General features: G+C 54.2%; 13 protein-coding genes. 7 read left to right on the plus strand and 6 right to left on the minus strand.

Annotation, left to right across the window (positions count from 1 at the left end; genetic code table 11):
• The first annotated feature begins 31 nt into the window (after positions 1-31).
• From M2133_RS14060 to M2133_RS14085, 6 genes are all read left to right on the plus strand, one after another.
• A complete protein-coding gene (locus tag M2133_RS14060) occupies positions 32-802 on the plus strand; it encodes an NIPSNAP family protein (protein WP_277466810.1) in 771 nt (256 codons plus the stop codon).
• 100 nt (positions 803-902) lie between these two features.
• On the plus strand, positions 903-2,225 hold the full coding sequence (gene ricT / locus M2133_RS14065; RefSeq protein WP_277466811.1) for a regulatory iron-sulfur-containing complex subunit RicT: 1,323 nt from the start codon (positions 903-905) through the stop codon (positions 2,223-2,225).
• Complete coding sequence (locus M2133_RS14070; RefSeq protein ID WP_277466812.1) at positions 2,188-2,691, plus strand: gliding motility lipoprotein GldH; 504 nt, start codon at positions 2,188-2,190, stop codon at positions 2,689-2,691. Before ricT ends, M2133_RS14070 begins: the two co-directional genes overlap by 38 nt.
• Positions 2,692-2,753: 62 nt before the next feature.
• Complete coding sequence (locus M2133_RS14075) at positions 2,754-4,916, plus strand: choice-of-anchor Q domain-containing protein (protein ID WP_277466813.1); 2,163 nt, start codon at positions 2,754-2,756, stop codon at positions 4,914-4,916.
• Between the two features lie 269 nt (positions 4,917-5,185).
• Positions 5,186-8,272 (plus strand): choice-of-anchor Q domain-containing protein, encoded by a 3,087-nt coding sequence (locus M2133_RS14080; RefSeq protein WP_277466814.1) that lies wholly within the window; start codon positions 5,186-5,188, stop codon positions 8,270-8,272.
• 778 nt (positions 8,273-9,050) lie between these two features.
• Positions 9,051-9,299, plus strand: coding sequence for a hypothetical protein (locus M2133_RS14085; RefSeq protein ID WP_277466815.1), 249 nt, complete (start codon positions 9,051-9,053; stop codon positions 9,297-9,299).
• Between the two features lie 15 nt (positions 9,300-9,314).
• On the opposite strand, the gene rodA is transcribed toward M2133_RS14085, so the two are convergent.
• Genes rodA through purH form a run of 6 tightly spaced genes read right to left on the minus strand, consistent with a single transcriptional unit; the run spans position 9,315 to position 16,561 of the window.
• A complete protein-coding gene (rodA, locus tag M2133_RS14090) occupies positions 9,315-10,781 on the minus strand; it encodes a rod shape-determining protein RodA (RefSeq protein WP_277466816.1) in 1,467 nt (488 codons plus the stop codon).
• On the minus strand, positions 10,762-12,630 hold the full coding sequence (mrdA, locus tag M2133_RS14095) for a penicillin-binding protein 2 (RefSeq protein ID WP_277466817.1): 1,869 nt from the start codon (positions 12,628-12,630) through the stop codon (positions 10,762-10,764). The genes rodA and mrdA overlap by 20 nt, the downstream gene beginning before the upstream one ends.
• Positions 12,614-13,138 (minus strand): rod shape-determining protein MreD, encoded by a 525-nt coding sequence (mreD, locus tag M2133_RS14100; protein ID WP_277466818.1) that lies wholly within the window; start codon positions 13,136-13,138, stop codon positions 12,614-12,616. The genes mrdA and mreD overlap by 17 nt, the downstream gene beginning before the upstream one ends.
• Positions 13,128-13,985, minus strand: coding sequence for a rod shape-determining protein MreC (gene mreC / locus M2133_RS14105; RefSeq protein WP_277466819.1), 858 nt, complete (start codon positions 13,983-13,985; stop codon positions 13,128-13,130). Before mreC ends, mreD begins: the two co-directional genes overlap by 11 nt.
• A 12-nt stretch (positions 13,986-13,997) precedes the next feature.
• Positions 13,998-15,017 carry a rod shape-determining protein gene (locus M2133_RS14110; RefSeq protein WP_277466820.1) on the minus strand — a complete coding sequence of 340 codons (1,020 nt, stop codon included), beginning with the start codon at positions 15,015-15,017 and terminating at the stop codon, positions 13,998-14,000.
• Between the two features lie 20 nt (positions 15,018-15,037).
• Positions 15,038-16,561, minus strand: coding sequence for a bifunctional phosphoribosylaminoimidazolecarboxamide formyltransferase/IMP cyclohydrolase (gene purH / locus M2133_RS14115; protein ID WP_277466821.1), 1,524 nt, complete (start codon positions 16,559-16,561; stop codon positions 15,038-15,040).
• A gap of 209 nt (positions 16,562-16,770) precedes the next feature.
• On the opposite strand from purH, the gene M2133_RS14120 reads away from it, so the two are divergent.
• Positions 16,771-17,904, plus strand: a complete 1,134-nt coding sequence (locus M2133_RS14120; protein WP_277466822.1) for a sensor histidine kinase — start codon at positions 16,771-16,773, stop codon at positions 17,902-17,904.
• The last annotated feature ends 278 nt before the right edge of the window (positions 17,905-18,182 follow it).

Here is an 18,182-nt window from a genome sequence, read left to right on the forward strand (position 1 = left end):
TTTGAGGCGAACAATCTAATTCTATCCATCCATGAAACGTAGACATTTTGTAAAAGCTGCCGGTGCCCTGGCGTTGCTTTCCTCGGCGAAAGCTTATGCATCCCCTGCTCCGGTATCTTCCCAAGGGAAAGAAATCTATGAATGGCGTATCTATACGCTTAACCAGGAAACGGACACGCTCGACCGGTTCTACCAGGACACGCTGATCCCGGCATACAACCGCAAGCAAATCAAGGTAGCCGCCTTTGCGCCCTACAAACCGGGTGAGAAAGTCATGCGCTACTTCCTGTTTATCTATCCGGATATGGGGACCTATCAGCAAGTGAAACAATCGATCCGGCAGGATCAGACCTTCTGCCGCCAGGCACAGGCGTTTTACGACCAGACGGCTGTTTCGCCGATCTACTCCAACCTGGAGACCTACCTCTGCGAGGCGTTCGACAAGATCCCCACCCACCGCTTGCCCGATCCCACCCGTTCGCTCTTCGAGATCCGCATCTACTGGAGCCCCAACGAAGAGGCCAACCAGCGCAAGGTCGGGATGTTCAACCGCGAAGAGATCGACCTGTTCGATAAGGTCGGCATCCACTCGGTTTGCTACGGCGATATCCTGGCCGGCCCGCGTATGCCTGCCTTGATCTACCTGACGTGGTACAAAGACGAACCTACCCGGGCCGAAGCCTGGAAGAAGTTCGCTTCCCATCCCGACTGGCTCGCCATGAAGGATCGTCCCGAATATGCCCATACCGCCACCAACAATCAAAGCATCTTCCTGACGCCTTTGGCTTATTCGCAGTTGTAAACTTGTATGTTTTTTTCTTTTGTATTCCTTTGATCTGGGAATAATTAACTACTTTTGCGGTTTAAGCGTATTGCTATATATACAATATACAGACCGATCAATGGATTTTAAACTCAATAAAGGAAGCTGCTGCATGGGAGCAAAAGGATGCAGCAAACGACAAGATAATAAACTGAATACATACGACTGGCTTTGCGATATCCCCGATGCGGAACAGGCAACCGACTATGTCGAAGTACAATTCAAGAACACGCGCAAAGGCTATTATGCCAACGTCTCGAAGCTCTCGCTCGAGAAAGGGGATGTCGTAGCCGTCGAAGCCAGTCCGGGACACGATATCGGAACAGTCACCCTCACGGGCAAGCTCGTTCTTTTGCAGATGCAGAAGAACAATGTCCGGATCGAAGGTAACGAGCCGAAGAAGATCTACCGCAAAGCCAAGCAATCCGACCTCGACAAGTACGAAGAGGCCAAGGCCAAAGAACATACCACCATGATCAAGTCGCGTCAGATCGCCGCCGATCTGGGCTTGAACATGAAGATCGGTGATGTCGAATACCAAGGCGACGGCAATAAAGCGATCTTTTATTACATCGCCGACGAACGGGTCGACTTCCGCCAGCTGATCAAGGTGTTGGCCGATAGCTTCCGCGTACGCATCGAGATGAAACAGATCGGTGCCCGCCAGGAAGCCGGACGCATCGGAGGCATTGGCCCTTGTGGACGCGAATTGTGTTGCTCGAGCTGGATGACCAGCTTTGTCTCGGTCGCCACCGGAGCCGCACGCTACCAGGATATCTCGATGAACCCACAGAAGCTCGCCGGACAATGCGCCAAGCTCAAGTGCTGCATCAACTACGAGGTCGACGCCTATGTCGAAGCACAGAAACGCCTGCCCTCGCGCGAGATGGTGCTCGAGACCAAAGACAGTACCTATTACCATTTCAAAACGGAGATATTCAAGCGCGAGATCACCTATTCCACCGACCGCTCTTTCGCGGCCAACCTGGTGACCATCCCCGCCAGCCGCGCGTTCGATGTGATCAATATGAACAAACGCGGTGAACGTCCCGAATCGCTCGAAGGCGAAGCCAAACCGCAACCGCCCAAAAGAGATGCGCAGGATATCCTGGGCCAGGACAGCGTGACCCGCTTCGACCATGTCGGCTCCAAAAAGAAGAAAAAGAAAAAAGGAGGAAGTGGTAACTCTGGCCATAACCCGCCGGCGGCCAACAAACCCCAGGCAGGCTCCAACCCCAATGCCGGCGCGAATCCGAATCACAAGAGAAACCCGCGCAACAACAACAACAACAACAACAACAACAACAACAATCGGCACAACCCGAGAGCGAACCATGGTGGCGACAAAAACAAACCATCCGACAATGCGAAGCCTCATCGTCCGGAGAAACCTGATGCATAACAGGCTCTCCGGCGTGGTTATCCGCCTCTGTTGCTTATGGCTTCTGTGTACTTCCTGCACAGACAGGACTTACTATGAGCAGTATCAGACGATCGACAACAAATGCTGGGCCAAAGACGCGGAGTACTATTTCACGTTCGAGATCACCGATACCTCCGCGGCCTACGACCTGACGGTCGAGATCCGCAACAACGACCGGTATCCCTATCAGAATCTCTGGCTTTTCCATAGCGAGCAACACCCTTCGGGCCCGCTCGTGCGCGATACGACCGAATGCCTGCTGGCCGACGACTACGGCCGATGGCTGGGTACGGGCATCTCCCTTTTCCAGTCGAGCCATACGCTGCGTTCGTCTTACCATTTCAAGGAAGCAGGCAGCTACACCCTCGCCTTCCGCCAGGGCATGCGCAACGAAGCCCTTCCCGGTATCCAGCAGATCGGCTTAAGAATCACCCAAAGGCCTTAGTGCCCGCAAAAAGAAGATAAGTTATTTCAAGTCACACCAAACGACTAAATTATTAAACGCATATGAAACACTTACATTACCCCCTGTTGGTTGCCCTGGCGGCCCTGATCTTGTTGCCCCTGAGGGCGATGGCCGATATCGTGCCGACGAATAAGAATATCTATGTCAAAGCAACTGCTACCGGCAACGGCAACGGTTCCGACTGGAACAACGCCACCGCTTCGCTTAGCGAGGCATTGATCTATACCAATGCCCAGGCCAAGGACCCGATTGAAAGCAAGGCCGATGAACCCCTAACATACACCATCCATATCGCCCAGGGAACCTATTACCCGCAGAGCTTCGAGGGCATAAAGAAGGAAGGAACTTCCGGTCCTGAACCCGGCCCCCGCGACCACACCTTCCTGATCACCTCCGACGTGACGATCCTTGGCGGATACAAAGCCGACGGTTCCGGCTACCGAAATCCGGCAGCATACCCGACGATCCTCAGTGGAGACCTGAGCCAAGGTGGGAAGTTTCCCGACAACGCCCCCGCCTACCATGTGGTGCTGGCGGTAGGGAAAGACATAGACAACCCCATCCACCCCAGTCTCGACGGCGTAACGATCACCGGAGGGAATAGCCTGGAGGTGAAGAATACGGCTGTAAATGTAAACGGCTATGCGATTTACCAAAACAATGGCGCCGGCTTATACAATTACTCTGCCGACATCCATTTGCGGCAGGTGGTGATCACCGGCAATCAATCAGGTCACAATGGCGGTGGGATCCTTAACCAAAGGTGTACCCCCACGCTTACCTCGGTACGGATCACTGCCAACCAGGCAAGTAGCAATGGCGGCGGAATGTATAACACTTTAAGCTCGCCCACGCTGACCTCGGTATGGATCACCGCCAACCAATCAAGCGACAATGGCGGTGGGATCTATAATTCCTCCAGCTCGCCCCAGCTGATCTCGGTTGAGATCACCGGCAATCAGGCGAATGTAGGCAGTGGGATCTACAACGACAACAGCTCACCCACGCTCACCCAGGTTACTCTTGCCGGAAACAAGGCAAATAGCAGTGGCGGTGGGATCTATAACATTTTCTCTTCCCGCCCCAAGCTGCGGAATAGCGTCGTATGGGGCAATACGGCACCGTTCGGTGCGAATGTGTCCAACAACAACAACCCCGCCCCCACCTATACCTATTGCCTGGTGCAAGGGCTCACTCCTGAAGGTGAGGGTAACCTTCCGGGAGATACCCAGCCCGGCTTTGTCGCTCCCATCGTTCCCGGCGATAACTGGACGCCTACCGCCGGAGGCGACTACCGCCTGCAATCGACCAGCCCGCTGATCAATCAGGGAAGTAACGATCTTTACCCCGGTGATGAGGGTTTCGATTTATATACCGACCGCGACGCAGCCGGCAACCCCCGCCTCTACGGCGAACGGATCGATATCGGCGCCTATGAGGATCAAACGCCAGAGCCCACCTATCACAGTCTCACCCTCGACATCGCCCCGGGCATCGACTGCTACGGCCTGACTGCCGGCACGCACCGGGTGGCCGAAGGCGATCACCTCTTCCTGCAGTTCCTGGCGGATGACCCGGCACTCACGGCAGAGGATCTTATGCTTGTGATCGACGGCATCGATACCCCTTTCAATGTGCCCGCCGGCAACGCCTACTACGGCTATATCCTGCCTGTCACCGGTGCGCATACGATCCTGATCGCCCAGCGCTACTATCCCGTCACCCTGCCCAGAGGATTCAACCTGGCGGAAGGAGTACATTCCGTAGCCTATGGCGAGCCTTTCGTCTTCTCTACCTGGGCGATCAACGAAGGCACACTCAAGGTATATGCCAACGGTGAACAACTGCCCTGCTCTGTCGATCAGCATCCGCTACGCACCGATCTGCCCGAAGTCGATCCCGTACAGCTCTTCTACCTGGTAGAGAAAGTTATTGGCCCCGTAATGATCACCACCGAAGGCGAAGCCCAGCAACCCACGGGCCACGCCTCTCTTGCCACCGGCAAGATCCGCGTGGCAATTACGAATTACGAATTACGAATTACGAATGAAATGACCACTGCGGTCGACGTGGCGGTCTACACCGTCACCGGCCAAACCTTCGTGCAACTTCGTGCCCTTAGCGGTTCAAAAACAATCGCCTTACCTGCCGGTGTCTATTTCATCCGGGCAGGAAGCCAGACGTGGAAAATGGTTGTTGATTAGAAGACAGAGGACCCTCCGACGACCAAAAATCCCCATTTCATCGCGTTTTTCCGATGCACTTTTTCCTGATTTGGCAAGTTGTTTTCCTAATTTGGCAAGTCCGACCGAACCTTTCCCCGTAGATTTGTCCCTGAGCAATCAAGGAGGAACAGAGCCCTCTATTTTCAATTTATTCAATAAACAAACAAACAGTATGAAACAGAAATTACACCTTTGGTTAATTGATAATTGATAGAACTTAATAAACACAATTTTTAAAAACAAGACGTATGAAGAGAACAAAACACCTGATCCTGACCCTATGCCTTATAGGGTTAGCCCTTAGTTTGAATGCCTTCGCCGCAGGAGCGGAGACAAAAGTGATTCGAGTGAATGCTGCCGCTACCGGCGGCGATGGCTCCTCCTGGGATAATGCCTATAAGGAATTAAGTGATGCGCTGGCGGAAGCCAAAACACTGGCGGAAGCTGCCGCCGCCGATGCCGACCCTGTCGAGATCTGGGTCGCCCAGGGAACGTATTATCCGAAGTATAAAGTCGGCATTGACACTGACGACCGCGACCGTGCCTTTGTGATCCCGGCGGGCGTCGAAGTCTATGGCGGCTTTGCCGGAGGGGAAGAAAATCTCTCCGACCGCGGCTGGGCAACGAACCCAACGATCCTCTCGGGGGAGATAGGTGAAAATGGGATAGACGACAACTGCTTTCGTGTGGTATACCTTACTGGCGGCACGCTCGATGGATTTCATATCACAGGAGGTTACGGACAGTCCGGTGGCGGAGTCTGTGCCACCGACGGCACCCTGAAAAACAATAGAATCTACGGCAATACAGCCGGATTCGGTGGCGGAGTCTATGCCATCAACGCCACCCTGATCAATAATACGATCTACGGCAATACAGCCAACCAAGGTGGCGGAGTCGATGCCAGAGTCACCACCACCCTGACGGGCAATACGATCTACGGCAATACAGGCATATACGGCGCCGGCGGAGTCATTACCTTCGAAAACACCACCCTGACCAATAATATCCTCTGGGGGAATAAGTACGGGGAGAGTGGTAGTGCTCAGGATCTCTACGTTACAGGCACCTCCACCACCGGCTCCAATAACCTGATCGGCAGCATGGTCAAGGGGGATGGTGCCTCTTATAATGACACCGACGACCTGATCGGCGACCCTTATTTTATCGATCCCGCCAATGGCGACTTCCGCTTAGGGGTCTATAGTGCGGCGATCGGTGCGGGAACTGGCGATGCCAATATAGGCGCCTGGCCGGCTGTGACACTCGTGTCTACCAACAACATCCTCTACGTCAGCCGCACAGTCGATATCACCGTGGCAGATTATCAAGGCGATGGTTCCTCCTGGACTAATGCCATCTCCGACCTGGGCGAGGCATTGGCTTTTGCCGCCGATCCCGACAATAAAGTCGCCCAGATCTGGGTCGCCCAGGGAACCTATTATCCGAAGTATAAAGCCGGTAACGGCACCGACGACCGCGACTGCGCCTTTGTAATCCCTGCGGGCGTCGAAGTCTATGGCGGCTTTGCCGGAGGGGAAACTGAGCGCGATCAGCGCGACTGGGTAAAGAACAGAACGACCCTCTCGGGGGATATAGGTGATCTTAACGATAACACCGACAACTGCTACCACGTGGTGGTTATGGTGTTGAAACGTGCTGATGTCGACACTGGTGCTGACGCTGAGACCGCCACCCTCGACGGCTTCCATATAACCGGCGGAAATGCGAGTGGAGGTAACTCTATAACGGTGGACGGAGTCCCTTATATCTACCGGTACTACGGCGGCGGAGTCTTTGCCTCCGGCGAAGCTTTGATAACGAACAATACAATCTACGGCAATGAAGCCGAAAGCTACGGCGGCGGAGTCTATGCCAACGACGCCACCCTGATCAACAATACGATTTGCGACAATACGGCCAAAAGGCATGGCGGCGGAGTCTTTGCCGACGGCGCCACCCTGACCCACAATAGGATCTACGGCAATAAAGCCACCACCACCGGCGGCGGAGTCAATGCCAACGTCGGCACCACCCTGACGGGCAATACGATCTACGGCAATGAAGCCGGCCACGGCGGCGGCGGCGGAGTCTTTGCCGCCGGCGCCACCCTGATCAACAATACGATCTACGGCAATACAGCAGCCAACTCCGGCGGCGGAGTCCTTGCCTACACCAGCACCATCCTGACGAACAATATCCTCTGGGGAAATAAGCTCGAGGATGGCAGTGGTAAGGATCTCTACGTTAGCAGCGCCTCCGGCTCCCATAACCTGATCGGCAGCATGGCTCCGCAGAAACCGTTTTTTATTGAAGCAAACCCCCTGATTGGTGAAGATATCGACCCCCTCTTCGTCGATGCCGCCAACGGTGACTTCCGCTTGCAGGAAGGTAGCCCGGCAATCGATGCGGGAGATAACGAGGCTTATGAAGACAAAGATTATCCTGACACCGACGCCGCCGGCGATGAGCGTATCCAGAACAATATCATCAATATCGGCGCCTACGAAACGGTAGTGCTGGCCGACCCCGCCGAATACCACACGCTCACCCTCGAAGTGGCACCGGGAATCCTCTTACACGGCCTTAGCGCGGGCGAGCACCTGGTGAGCGACCATCTCTTCCTGCAGTTCCTGCCCGAAGATCCGGCACTCACCGCAGAGGATATTATGCTGGTGATCGATGGCGTCGACACGCCCTTTACCGTGCCTGCCGCCGGAGCTTACTACAGCTATATCCTCAACCCCGTTACGGCCGATCATACGATCCTGATCGCCCAACGGGCGTACGACGTGATCCTGACCCCCACCGAAGGGGTTACCTATAGCGTCGGTGCCGGTACCCACTCCGTGGCCTATGGCGAAGCGTTTAGCTTTGCCGTCACCCTCGACGATGCGATCGATCCGGAAGCGGTACACGTCTATGCCAACGGCCAGGAGATAGGCCCAAGCAACAGCCCCTCCAACCTCCCCCAAGGGGAGGCTCTTCGAAGCGAAGCGACTTCTTTCTCCTCCCCCTTGGGGGGAGGCCGGGAGGGGGCTTCCCTTTCCTACACCATCGACGCCGTCACCGGCCCGGTCACCGTCACACTCGAAGGGTATACCACGGGCCACGCCTCTCTTGCCACCGGCAAGATCCGCCTGGTAATTGACAATGGACAATTGACAATTGACAATGAAATGACCACTGCGGTCGACGTGGCGGTCTACACCGTCACCGGCCAAACCTTCGTGCAACTTCGTGGACTTCGGGGTTCGAAAACAATTGCTTTGCCCGCCGGTATCTATTTTGTTCGGGCAGGACAGCAAACGTGGAAGGTGATGGTTAATGATTAATTATTAATTATTAATTACTAAAGACTTATCACTGATAAAGATATTCACCGGATTAACCCGGCATTTATTCTCCGGCAGCCCCGTTCGCGGGGACTGCCGGTTTTTCAATTCCTCTCCGTTTATCCCTGTCCAAAAAAACATTGCACTTTATTCGGCCAAAGCGCAATGTTTTTTCGGGCAAAGTGCAATGTTTTGGGAAAGGGGGTTCCGGCGGGGGCAAATATTGTGAGATGTGAAGATGCGCGACTGTTGCTATCTTGGCTCCTTGCCTGGCCAGGCGAGGGGGACCGCTGCTTGCAGCGGTGGAGTGGTTGTTCCTATTAGTAATTTATTGGTATATAGTCACCTAACAAAGACAACCTCTCCACCACCGCAAGCGGTGGTCCCCCTCTCCTGTCCAGGAGAGGAGCTTAGATACTACTGATTTGTACACAAAACCTAACTCATAATTCATCATTTAATCAGTAGAATCAGAGTTCAGAAATCTTCCAATCTTCTTCGATTCACCGCTCCGCGCCTACCAACTTCTAACTACCAACTACCAACTACCGAAGAAAATCTTCTGATTTTCTTCAATGCAATTTCTAAGCCATTGAAAATGAGATGTTAATATTCTCTTCGGAAACTACCGGTAGTTTGTTCGCAAACTACCGGTAGTTTGGCGACAAAGTATTAGTAGTTTGCGCGCAACCTACCGGTAGTTTATCACATAAAAGTTTTTACCCCCGTCTTCACCTTTCACCCGTTCGTCAGATCCCTGTGTTGATCAGCGTTTCGGGTGAAAGGTAGAGGATACTTAAATAAACGACAGATCTTGTCGGAAAAGGCTGCCGGCCTTTTGGAAAACTCCGCCGGCCTTTTGGAAAACCCTGCCGGCCTTTTGGAAAACCCTGCCGGCCTTTTGGAAAACTCCGGCGGCCTTTTTCGGGAAGCTTCCATCCTTCGCCAAGTCTTCACCAAGTCTTCACCCGAAACGCTGATCAATACAGGGATCTGGCTGTCGGGTGAAAGGTGGAAGGGGGTGTGAAACTTTTTTTTGCATTTATCTCTCCTTGCGCGAAGCATCCAGTCGGAGGAAGATAAACAGTAAAATGGTGAAGCCCCAGAGGGAAGAGCCTCCGTAGCTAAAGAATGGCAGGGGGATGCCGATCACGGGTGTCAGTCCGATGACCATGCCGATATTGATTGCCAGATGGAAGAAGAAGATTGCCGCCACACTATAGCCATAGACACGGGCAAACGGGCTGCTCTGCCGCTCGGCCAGGACGATCAGGCGCAGGATAAAGGCGGCAAAAAGGATCAGTACGGCGGAAGCGCCCACGAACCCCTGTTCCTCGCCGACGGTGCAGAAGATAAAGTCGGTATCCTGCTCGGGCACGTATTTGAGCTTCGTCTGTGTGCCGTTCAGGAATCCTTTGCCCAGGAAACCTCCCGAGCCGATGGCGATCTTCGACTGGTTCACGTTATAACCCGCGCCGCTCGGATCGTCTTCCAATCCCAGAGAGACCTTGATACGCACCTGCTGATGTGGCTCCAGGATATTGTCGAACACATAGTCGACGGAATAAAGAAAAGCCATCGAGCCCAAGGCGAACATCGTAATCAGCGCATACGACCAGACCCACTTCTTAAGCGAGAGAAACAAGAGATAAAGCGACATCATGCCGATCAGTCCCATCGCCACCCAGGCGAAGTTGACCGGCGTGAAGATCGAAACGATATACGCCCCCAGGAACGTCACCGCAATGGCAGCCAGTAAGACATACGCATTGCGTCGGTCTTTGGCTCCGACGCCCACCAGGGCGGTCGACAAGGCCAAGACGATACTCGAAACAACCAATTCGCCCAATGGCGTGATGCCCAGGATCGACTCGCCAAACTTCATGCCCGTCACAAAATAAACCACCGCACAGACGCCCGCCAGCAGGATATACCCCGACATGCCTTCGCGGTACAATACCAGGAAGAATGCCAGGTAGACCAATGCCGAGCCGGTCTCTTTCTGCAACAGGATACAGACCATTGGCACCAGGATAATCAACAGGGCAATCGTAAAGTTCTTGAACGTCGTCAGTTTGAAGCCATAGCCATTCATAAACTTCGCCAACGCCAGGGCGGTACCGAACTTGGCGAACTCGGCGGGCTGGATGCGTACCGGTCCGAAGACCAGCCAGGAGCGTGATCCCTTGATATCCGGCACAAAAGGAAGATTCGCCACGGCGCCTACGATCGTCAGCAGCAAGACGAGGATCACCGCCCCGTAGATCAGGTAGGCGAAGATATCGTAGAAGTCGCTCTCCAGCATCATCAGGACAAAGATCAATACGACCGAGGTCCCGATCCAGATCAATTGCGAGCCCGGACGCCCCGAAGGATCGAACAGCCCGGTATTGTCGAAATCGTAGCTCGCGCCACAGATGCTGAACCACCCGGCAATGAGCAACAGGGCGAAGAACAGGATCGTGATCCAGTCGACCGTTTGCCAGATGTTAGTTTTCCTGTAGCGCATAACGTTGGTGAATAGTGGATGCTTGTTTCATCTGTTCTTCGATATATTTACTTTCCGCCGAGATCTCTCCCGTCAGATACTTCTCCATCATCAACCGTCCGATAGGCACGCCGTAGTTGGCGCCCCAGCCGCCATTCTCGACATAGACCAGGATGGCTACTTTCGGGTTGTCGTAAGGGGCAAAGCCGATAAAGGCGGAGTGATCCTTTCCGTGGGGGTTTTCAGCCGTTCCCGTCTTGCCGCAGACATCCAGCCCGGGGATATCCGCCCGGCGGCAGGTACCGGCCAATACCGCCTGGCGCATGCCTTCGGCAACCAGGTCGTAGGCTTCGCGGCCGACGGAAGGGAAACGTTTATTCGTATAGGTCGAGTCGAGCGCACCGCCTTCGATTTCTTTCACTACGTGAGGCGTATAGAAATAACCGCGGTTGGCGATCGTCGCCGCCAGGTTGCACATCTGCACGGGCGTAGCCGATACCTCTCCCTGCCCGATGGCGATGGAGATGACTGTGCTCGAGGTCCAACGTTTGCCGTAGACTTTATCGTAGACTGCGCTATTGGGGATGAAACCGCGGATCTCGCCGGGCAGATCGACGCCCAGTTGATAGCCGTAGCCCATCGATACCATGTGGTTCTTCCATACTTCGAAGCCATCCTGCACCGTCGGATAGCGGCGTCGGCTGTCGATCATATCGTGAAGCCCCCAGCAAAAGAAAGAGTTGCAGGAGGTCGCAATAGCCGGCACCAGGTTCAAAGGCGAAGCATGGCCGTGACAGGCCGGTTTACCGCCGCGAAACGTATAGCCGTGGGCGCAGCTGTACATCGTCTGCGGCGTGATCACCCCCTCTTCGAGGAAGATCAGTCCCTGCGAGGGCTTAAAGGTAGATCCCGGCGGGTAAAAGCCCATGATCGACCGGTCGAGTAGGGGACGTAAAGGGTCTTTCTCCAGTAGCGTATGGTTGGCGCCCCGCTGCCGTCCGACCAACAGGCGCGGATCGTAGGTCGGCGAGGAGACCATACAGAGGATCTCACCCGTCGAAGGCTCGATCATCACGATACTGCCCAGTTTGTTTTGCATCAGCTCCTCGCCGTAAGCCTGCAGGTCGATATCGATCGACAAGGTCAGGTTCTTGCCCGAAACGGGAGCCTGGTCCTGCGCTCCGTCTTCGTATTTTCCTTTGATTCGTCCGTGCGCGTCGCGCAAAAGGATCTCGACACCTTTCTCTCCGCGCAATACCTCTTCGTACGAGCGCTCCACGCCCGAGCGTCCCGAGTAGTCGCCTTGCACATAATAGGGATTTTTCTCGATATCTTTCTTATTCACCTGCCCGACATTGCCCAAGAGATGCGCCGCCCGGGGATAGGCATAGTCGCGGATCGTCCGGTTCTGGATATAGAAGCCGGGAAACTGGTAGAGCTTCTCCTGCAATACGCCATACTCCTCGACCGAGAGCTGGTTCATAAACACCTGGGGCACGTAGGAGGAGTAACCGGGATTCATCCGCCGGTCTTTCATCTCGACCAGGCGTCGGTCGAAGACTTCGCGGGTGATGCCCACCGTACGGCAGAAGTCGAGCGTATCGAACGGTTGTACCTCGCGCATGATCACCATCACGTCGTAGGCCGGTTGGTTGAAGACCAGGAGTGTTCCGTTGCGGTCGTAGATCAGCCCGCGGGAGGGATGGATGGTTTTTCTCAGTAAAGCATTGCTATCTGCCGAGGCTTTGTAGCCGTTGTCGATCACCTGGAGCGTAAACAGGCGGATGATGAAGATCAAGACCACCACCACGACAGCTCCGGCAATCACATAACGCCGGTTCTCGAGCGCGTATTTATGGTTTCTCTCCACTTCGTTGCGACTCTACGTTAAACGCTTCTACGGCAAAGACCAATAAAGTCGTCATGCCCACACTCCCTACGATCCGCAGGATCAGGAAGAGTGGATCAAAGAGCGAGAGCGATTCGATCCCGAAGAGCACGAGATGATGAATCGCCACCAACGTCAGGCTATAGCGGAAGAAACCGCCATAACCGAAGCTTCGGAAAGAGGGATAGACCCCTTCGGGCAGATCTTTGCCGGTCAGAAACTGGATCAGGGGCTCACGAATGAAACCCACCAGCGTACAAGCCGCCGCATGCATTCCGGGCGTATTGGTAAAGGCATCGATCGTCAGTCCGGTAAAGAAAGCCAGGAACAACATCCGCGAACGGGCCATCCCGTTGGGTAGCTTCAGGAGGAAATAAAGATAAAGGAACGGAGTGGCCAGACGCAAGAAGTAGATATGATTCAGGAAGAGCACCTGAATCAGGACAAACAAGACAAAGTAAATCAGGTTACGTACAAAATCATTTACCATCTTTCTTCACCTCCTTTTCCAACATCCGCTGTTCGGCCTGTTCTTCGTTGATCAATACGCGCACATAATCCAACGCCTGGAAGTTGGTCGACAGTTCGATCTCCAGGCTGTAAAAGTTATCGTCGTGCTCCCGCCGGTAGTCGGCTACCGTTCCGATGATGATGCCGGTGGGGAAGATGGCGGAGTAACCGCTGGTCACGACCGTATCGCCTTTCTGGAACTCCACATGGCGGGGCAATTCCTTCAACTGCGCGTAGCGGGCATTGCGTCCGTCCCAGACCAGCGAACCGGCATAGTTGCTTCCCAATACCTTACAGCTCAGGCGGAACTTCGGGTTGAGCACCGGCAGGACCACCGAGAAGTGATCGGACACCAACGAAACGATCCCTACCACACCGCCTTCGGACACGACGCCCATCTGCGGCACGATACCGTCTTTCTCCCCTTTGTTGATCGTGATATAGTTGGACAACTGCGTCACACTGTTATTCTTCACCTGCGCCATGATAAAGCGGTAGGGGAAGATCCGTGCCGAGTCGGTCGCCAACCCGTCGAAGGAGACTCCCCGGGCTTGTATCTCTTCGATCCGGCTTTGCAACTGCAAAAGCTTAAGCTCCAGTTCGCCGTTCTTCTCGGCCAGCTCCCGGTTGATTGTTCGCATATTGAAAAAACCCGAGACATTCCCCGACAGCGAAGCGATATGTCCGGTGATCACATTGGTCGTACTGATCAAGACGCTCCGCTGGTAAGTCGAATTCTGGTAGATCAACACCAGGCAGGCAATCTCCAATGCGACAAACAGGAACCAATGCCGTTTACGAACAATAAAGTCGAGAAGCTTACGCACGACTGATTAGCTTTAGCGGATCAGGAAGTTAAACTTATCAATATTCTTCAAGGCAATCCCGGTTCCTTTGGCCACAGCGTGCAACGGATCTTCGGCTACATGAAACTTGATATTCAGTTTATCGGTCAGACGCTTATCCAGTCCGCGCATCAATGCGCCTCCACCGGCCAGGTAGATCCCGTTGCGCACGATATCGGCGTAGAGTTCGGGTGGCGTATGCTCGAGGGCGCTCAGGATAGCGGCTTCCATCTTCGAGATCGATTTCTCCATGCAATGGGCAATCTCCTGATAAGAGACGGGAACCTCCATCGGCAGGGCGGTCATCTGGTTCGGACCGTGCACGATAAAGTCGTCGGGTGGGTTATCGAGGAAGGTAAGGGCTGATCCGACGTTGATCTTGATCTGTTCGGCCGTACGTTCGCCCACTTTGATATTGTGTTGACGCCGCATATACTCCATGATATCGCCCGTCAGGTCATCCCCGGCGATACGGATGGATTTGTTGGAGACGATACCGCCCAGTGAGATCACCGCGATCTCTGTGGTTCCCCCACCGATGTCGACAATCATGTTTCCTTCGGGAGCTTCCACGTCGATACCGATCCCGATCGCCGCAGCCATGGGTTCGTAGATCATGTAGACGTCGCGTCCGCCGGCATGCTCGGCCGAGTCGCGTACGGCACGGATCTCCACCTCGGTACTGCCCGAAGGGATACAGACGACGATGCGCAGGGAGGGGGAGAACCAGCGGTTTTTATTGTTGATCATCTTGATCATGCCGCGGATCATTTGTTCGGCAGCGAAGAAGTCGGCAATCACTCCATCGCGCAGCGGACGCACCGTGCGGATGTTCTCATGTGTCTTCCCGTGCATCTGACGTGCTTTCTCACCGATGGCCAGCACTCTCTCCGTCCGCCGGTCGAGGGCGACGACAGAGGGCTGATCGACCACCACCTTGCCATTACAGATGATAATGGTGTTGGCTGTTCCCAGGTCCATCGCCAGCTCTTGTGTAAAAGAGAATAGTCCCATATCCTATGTTCCTCGTTTTATTAATGTTTAAAATGACGGATGCCCGTCTTTACCATCGCTACGCCCCGTTCGTTGCAAAGATCGACCGAGAGTTGATCGTTGACCGATCCGCCCGGTTGGATCACCGCTTCAACTCCGGCATCTGCCGCTATCTCCACGCAGTCGGGGAAAGGGAAGAAGGCATCGGATGCCATCACGGCTCCTTGCAGGTCGAACCCGAAGGAGCGGGCTTTGTCGATCGCCTGACGAAGGCTGTCGACCCGGGAGGTCTGTCCCAAGCCGCTGGCGCAAAGCTGTTTGTTTTTCACCAGGGTGATGGCGTTTGATTTGCTGTGCTTCACTATCTTGTTGGCAAACAGGAGGTCTTCCGTCTGTTGCTGTGTCGGGGTCTTTTCGGTCAGTGGCGTCAGGTCGGCTTCCGCTTGGATACTCAGGTCTTTCTCCTGTTTCAAGACGCCGTTCAGGAGTGAGCGGAACTGCGTAGCGGGGGTTTCTTTCGGCTTGCGCACCAGGATGATCCGGTTTTTCTTCTGCATCAGGACTTCCAATGCCGCTTCGTCGTAGGCGGGAGCGATCACAACCTCGAAGAAGATCTTATTGATCTCTTCGGCCGCCGCTTGGGTGAGCGTGGTGTTGGTGATCAGGATGCCTCCGAAAGCCGAGACGGGATCGCCGGCCAGGGCGGCTGCCCAGGCTTCTTCGACGGTCGGACGCGAAGCGATGCCGCAGGCGTTATTATGTTTCAGGATGGCGAAGGTCAGGGAGTCGAACTCATCGATCAGGCTGACGGCGGCGTCGATATCCAACAGGTTGTTGTAAGAGATCTCTTTGCCGTGGAGCTGATCGAACATCTGCCCGAAGCGGCCGTAGAACTTCGCCGCCTGGTGGGGGTTCTCCCCGTAGCGCAAGCCCATGGATTCGTCGATGGCCGAGCGGAAGTACGATCCTTCGCCGGCATCGAAGTAGTTGAAGATCGCCGTGTCGTATCCGGAAGAGACGGCAAAGGCTTCTTTGGCGAACCAGCGGCGGTCGTCCAATGTGGAAGCGGCTCCTTTTTCGCTGAGCAGCGTCATCAGCGGCTGATACTGTGCCTTGGATGCCACGATGATGACATCTTTATAGTTCTTCGCCGCCGCGCGGATCAGGGAGATGCCGCCGATATCTATCTTCTCGATGATCGCTTGATCTTCGGCGCCGGAAGCTACGGTCTCCTCGAAAGGATAAAGGTCGACGATCACCAGATCGATCTCCGGGATGTCGTATGCTGCAAGTTGTTCGTTGTCTTGTGGGTTGTCGCGACGGGCCAGGATACCGCCAAACACCTTGGGATGAAGCGTTTTCACGCGTCCGCCGAGGATCGAAGGATAGCCGGTCAGGTCTTCCACCGCCGCGCAGGGGATGCCTAATGATTCGATAAAGGTCTGCGTTCCGCCGGTCGAGACGAACTCAACTCCCTGGCTGTGAAGTTGGCGGATGATTTCGTCTAATCCTTCTTTATAATAAACAGAGACTAATGCTCTTTTGATGGCTTTCGTTGTTATCATGCTCTACGGGATTTGTAAGTTATATGTTTTGAAGCACAAAAGTAGGGATTTTATTTCTAATATCAGAAAGATGATACCTATTAAATAAGGAATAATATCGCCATTTTTCGAGGTAAAGGAAAGAAATTCATAATTTTGGAGTCGATCTCCTGAGATTATCAATATATTTGCGCAACAAAGCTTTATTTATTTTTAAAAGAAAAGACATAATGAAGTCAGAGAGTTCCCCGCTGCAACTGTCGCGGCAACAACAATACGAGGCCAGCCTGGCGAAACTGAAGCTGGCGGTCAACACCGCCAATTCATTCATCTGGGAATACGATGTGAAGCGCGATCGGGTCACTATCGACTACGACCTGTTGGGCTACGAGCGTAGCATTCCGTTGCGCACCTCGGCCAGCCAGCACAACCCGACCAAAGAAGATCACTTCCACCTCACCCATCCCGAAGACCGCGAACGGGTGCTCGAGAAGGTCAATCAGTTGCTCAGCGGAGAGATCCCGGCGTTTACGGAGACCTACCGCCATTTCACCAATAAGAAGTTATGTTGGTACACCACCCACTTCAGTACCTACCTCTACGACGAAGAGAACAAACCGGAGATCATCATCTGCCTCACGCAAGACGTCACCCAACAGCGCAAACGGGAGCTCGAAGCCATCAAAGAGCGGGAAGCCAACCGGATCAAGACCGAGTTTATCGCCAACATCAGCCACGAACTGCGCACGCCGCTCAATGCCGTCCTGGGATTCTCGAGCCTGATCGCCAACAATAACGATACGGAGGGCAACCGCCTCTTTATCGAGATCCTGCAACGCAATAACGAGACACTGTTGAACCTGATCGACAGCATCCTGCATTTCGCCAACCAGGAGTCGGGCTCGATGCTCTACAAGATCGAAGAGGTCGACCTGCGTGAGATCTGCCAGGTGGCTATGGGATTCGAATCGTTCAATGTCAATCCCGACGTCAAGTTTATCTTCGACGAAAACCTGCCATCCGTCCTCCTCAAAACCGATAAGGAGCGCATCATACAGGTCTTGTTCCACCTCTTGGACAACGCTAAGAAATACACCACCGAAGGCCATATCACCCTGTCGTACCACCTCCTTGGCGACCAGGAAGTCAAGGTCGAGATCGCCGACACCGGCATCGGGCTCGACAACCGGGAGATCCAAAAGATCTTCTCCCACTTCTACAAAGCCGACTCCTTCAAGCAAGGCCTGGGCCTGGGCCTGAGCATCGCCAAGAAAACCATCATGGACCTCGGCGGCCACCTGGGTGTCGACTCCACCCCCGGCAAAGGATCCCGCTTCTGGTTCACCCTGCCGCTGGCGGAATAAGGCCCCGGGGGCGATCCTCGAAAAGCTCGGAAGGTAAGGGGATTAAGGGGCTTAAACCCCTTAATCCCCTTGCCCTTTTGCAAAAGGCCGCCGGAGTTTTGGAAAAGGCCGGCAGGGTTTTGCAAAAGGCTGCCGGAGTTTTGGAAAAGGCTGCCGGCCTTTTCCGGAAGGGAGAAGCCGATGTGACCTCTCCTGAAATAGGTTTACAGTTTATGGTTTAATAACTGAATAAAGTTTACACAATTTATCTTATTCCTACGTTAGGTTTACATGGGTTG

This window comes from Parabacteroides sp. PF5-6, from assembly GCF_029504695.1.
Classification (GTDB): Bacteria; Bacteroidota; Bacteroidia; order Bacteroidales; family Tannerellaceae; genus QVMG01.